Here is a 3,332-nt window from a genome sequence, read left to right as displayed (position 1 = left end):
ATTAAGGAGGTCAACGAGTAGTGAACTTTAACTTCATTAACTTACAGCCTTATTCCAATCCGCATTACTTTGTGTATTTGATGATTGGCTTAATCCCCATTATCATCGGGCTGTATAGGGGGCATCGCTTCAAAATCTATGAAGTTGTGTTCTCGTTAGTTTTTTTATTTCTCATTTTTGATGGCGAAAAATGGCAACAGGGCGTTAGCCTGATCATTTATATTCTGTTTCAGCTCCTGGTTTCCTATGGCTATCTCTATTATCGCAAGCGCCAAAACAGTTCAAATAAAACCTGGGTCTTTTACCTAGCGGTAATTTTAGCAATTGTGCCGCTGATTTTAGTCAAAGTGCAGACTGCTTTCCCACAAGCTAAAATTCCAGGAGTCTTGGCCTTTCTGGGTATTTCCTATCTTACTTTCAAGACCGTGCAGGTTGTGATGGAAGTGCGCGATGGTGCTATTAAAGAACTTAATCTGGGAACGTATTTACGCTTTCTCTTGTTCTTTCCCACCATTTCCTCAGGCCCAATTGATCGCTATCGCAGATTTGCCAAGGAGTGTGATGCTGTTCCTAAGCGTGAGCAATATTTAAATGACTTGGAACTTGCAACCCGTTACTTGTTTCAGGGCTTTCTCTATAAATTTGTTCTGGGCTGGTTCTTTGGTACATATTGGCTGCCACGAATTACCAGGGCTGCCTTGATCACAGGTACTGCCAATGGCGGTTTAAAACTTTCTTGGTGGTTAGTGGCTTATATGTACTGCTACAGTATGTATTTGTTCTTTGACTTTGCCGGTTATTCCTTATTTGCCGTGTCAATTTCCTATTTTATGGGTATTCACACTCCAATGAACTTTAATAAGCCATTTATTTCACAAAATATTAAAGAATTCTGGAACCGCTGGCACATGACTTTGTCCTTTTGGTTTCGGGACTACATCTACATGCGGTTTACCTTCTTCGCCATGAAGAAAAAGCTGTTCAAGAATCCCGTTCGGCTGTCACAAGCAGCATACTTGCTCTTGTTTCTGATGATGGGTTTCTGGCACGGGCTGACCTGGTATTATATTGTTTATGGATTGTTTCATGCTGTGGCCATTATCATCAATGATTGCTGGCTGCGGTTTAAGAAGAAGCACAAAGACAAATTGCCATCAAATAAATACACCAAATGGCTGGCTATCTTTGTCACTTTCAATGTAGTTTGTTTTAGTTTCCTGATATTCTCAGGTTTTCTCAGTCAACTATGGTTTGGCTGGAAGTAAGCAAGAATTTTATCTAAGGAGTTTTTTACAATGGATACCAAAAAAGAAGTTTTAGCAATTTTACAAGATTTAACTGGTGAAGATTTAGCAGACAGAATGGACGAAAATATTTTTGCCAACGGCTTAATGGATTCAATGGCTAGTGTCCAAATGCTATTAAATTTACAGGAAAAATTTCAAATTGATGTACCAGTTTCTGAATTCGATAGAAACGAATGGGATACGCCTAATAAAATTGTGGCAAAGGTGGAAAATATAGAAAATGAGTAACAAACGCCGGCTGTGGCAGATATTTGGCCCAGTGCTCTGCGCCGCCATCATGTTACTGGTTATCTTTTTAATGCCGTGGGAGCGGACATTTTCGCAAGGTGCCATTTACCAAGCAGCTAATTCCCAGACCACGACCATTTTTAAAGGCTCTTTGATGAAACAGGATGCCTTTAAAGATGACTATGTGCCTTTTTACGGGTCAAGTGAACTGTCACGACTTGATCCCCTGCACCCGAGTGTAATTGCGCAAAAATATCACCGCGATTACCGGCCGTTTTTGTTAGGTGGCCCGGGTAGCCAGTCTTTGGCACATTTTTTAGAGATGCAGGGCACGTCAAAACAGCTTAAGGGTAAAAAAGCCGTGGTGATTGTTTCACCGCAATGGTTTACCAAGAAGGGGCAAAATCCAGATGCTTTTGCCTTGTATTATTCACCGCTGCAGGCCTGCAATTTTCTCTTAAACAGCAAGAAAACCAGTGTAACTAACCGCTATGCGGCCAAGCGTTTTTTGCAGATGCCGGAAGTGAAAGGCGTTATTAAGCTGGGAATGAGAAGAGCTGCCCGAGGAGAGCAGCTGACCGGGTTTCAACGTTTCTACTTGGAGAATCAGCGGCGCATACTTAACAATGAAGACAAGTTCTTTAGTACCTTTCAATTACGTGACCGTATCAAAAGGATCAATAAGCAGGCTAAACTTTTGCCGGCTACTTATTCAGTCAAGGCCTTAGACCGGGTAGCAAGTGAGCAGGCTGAACTTAACACTAATTCTAATAGCTTTGGTATTAATAACCGCTTTTTTAAGCGGCGCTTGAATAAACGTTTATTGGTTAAATTGAAGGGCAGTCAACGGCACTTTAACTACACTAAATCAGTAGAATACAGTGATTTTGAACTGATGTTGCACCAGTTTGCCAAGCAACATACCAATGTGTTATTTATTATCCCGCCGATCAATGAAAAGTGGTCTAATTATACGGGCTTATCGCAGGAAATGTATCAAAAGGCCGTTTCCAAGATTAAGTATCAGCTGGCCAGTCAGGGCTTTGATAACGTCACCGATTTGTCTAAGCGCGGCGGTGAACAGTACTTCATGGAAGATACGATTCACCTAGGTTGGCGCGGCTGGGTAGCAGTCGACCGGGCAGTAAAGCCGTTTATGGCGCAAGCTAATGTACCGCATAACTATAATATTTATAACTATTTTTATAGTAAAAAGTGGCAAAAAAAGCCGTACGCAATCAGGACTACAAACCATAGACTAAGTAATTTTAGTAGATCAGATTTGCTGAAAAGAAAAATAATGCGCCGACAAATTGATGCTCTCAGAATAAAGGGTTCAATTCTAGTCATTAAAAATGGTAAGACTTGGCTTGATTACGCTACTGAGAATAATGCGAACAGTAGTTATCTAATTAATTCAGTACAAAAATCAATGACTGCCGCAATTATCATGCACCTAGTGCAGGAGGGCAAGTTAAGTTTGCAGGATAAATTAAGTAAATTTTATCCGCAAATTGCTGGAGCGAAGAAGGTTAAGCTGAAAAACCTGCTGGCAATGACCGCTGGTCTTGATCTTAAACCGGGGGCAAGACTGGGACAAAAGCATTTTGTTTCGGATAATGATAATATCCAACATGATGCGGTTAACACTGTTTTTGAGCCCGCCTTGTTAAATAAGTGGCACTATAGCTCGCTAAATTATGTTTACTTGTGCGGTATTATGAGTAAAATAACGGGCCAAAGCTATGAGCAGTTATTCCGCGACACCTATGTCAGACCATTAAAGTTGAAACAAAC

General features: G+C 41.0%; 3 protein-coding genes and 1 pseudogene. All 4 read left to right on the top strand.

What is annotated here, in order from left to right; genetic code table 11:
• Positions 1–20: 20 nt before the first annotated feature.
• Complete coding sequence (gene dltB, locus Q0K80_RS10055; protein ID WP_294605972.1) at positions 21–1,265, top strand: D-alanyl-lipoteichoic acid biosynthesis protein DltB; 1,245 nt, start codon at positions 21–23, stop codon at positions 1,263–1,265.
• A gap of 30 nt (positions 1,266–1,295) precedes the next feature.
• On the top strand, positions 1,296–1,535 hold the full coding sequence (gene dltC, locus Q0K80_RS10050; protein WP_294605970.1) for a D-alanine--poly(phosphoribitol) ligase subunit DltC: 240 nt from the start codon (positions 1,296–1,298) through the stop codon (positions 1,533–1,535).
• Positions 1,528–2,763: pseudogene (gene dltD, locus Q0K80_RS10045) on the top strand (D-alanyl-lipoteichoic acid biosynthesis protein DltD); the annotation flags it as partial. The gene dltC and the pseudogene dltD, both read left to right, overlap by 8 nt.
• A gap of 72 nt (positions 2,764–2,835) precedes the next feature.
• The coding region (locus Q0K80_RS10440; protein ID WP_365935658.1) for a serine hydrolase at positions 2,836–3,332 on the top strand (497 nt) is incomplete at its 3' end.

This window comes from uncultured Lactobacillus sp. (genome assembly GCF_945290125.1).
In the GTDB taxonomy this organism is placed as follows: Bacteria; Bacillota; Bacilli; order Lactobacillales; family Lactobacillaceae; genus Lactobacillus; species Lactobacillus rizhaonensis.
Note: the sequence above shows the minus strand (reverse complement) of the source record. Positions and strands in the feature narration are given on the sequence as shown.

What these genes read in the sequence shown, in the direction of transcription:
- dltC (WP_294605970.1), top strand. Translation starts at nt 1,296, where the DNA reads ATGGATACCAAAAAAGAAGTTTTAGCAATTTTACAAGATTTAACTGGT.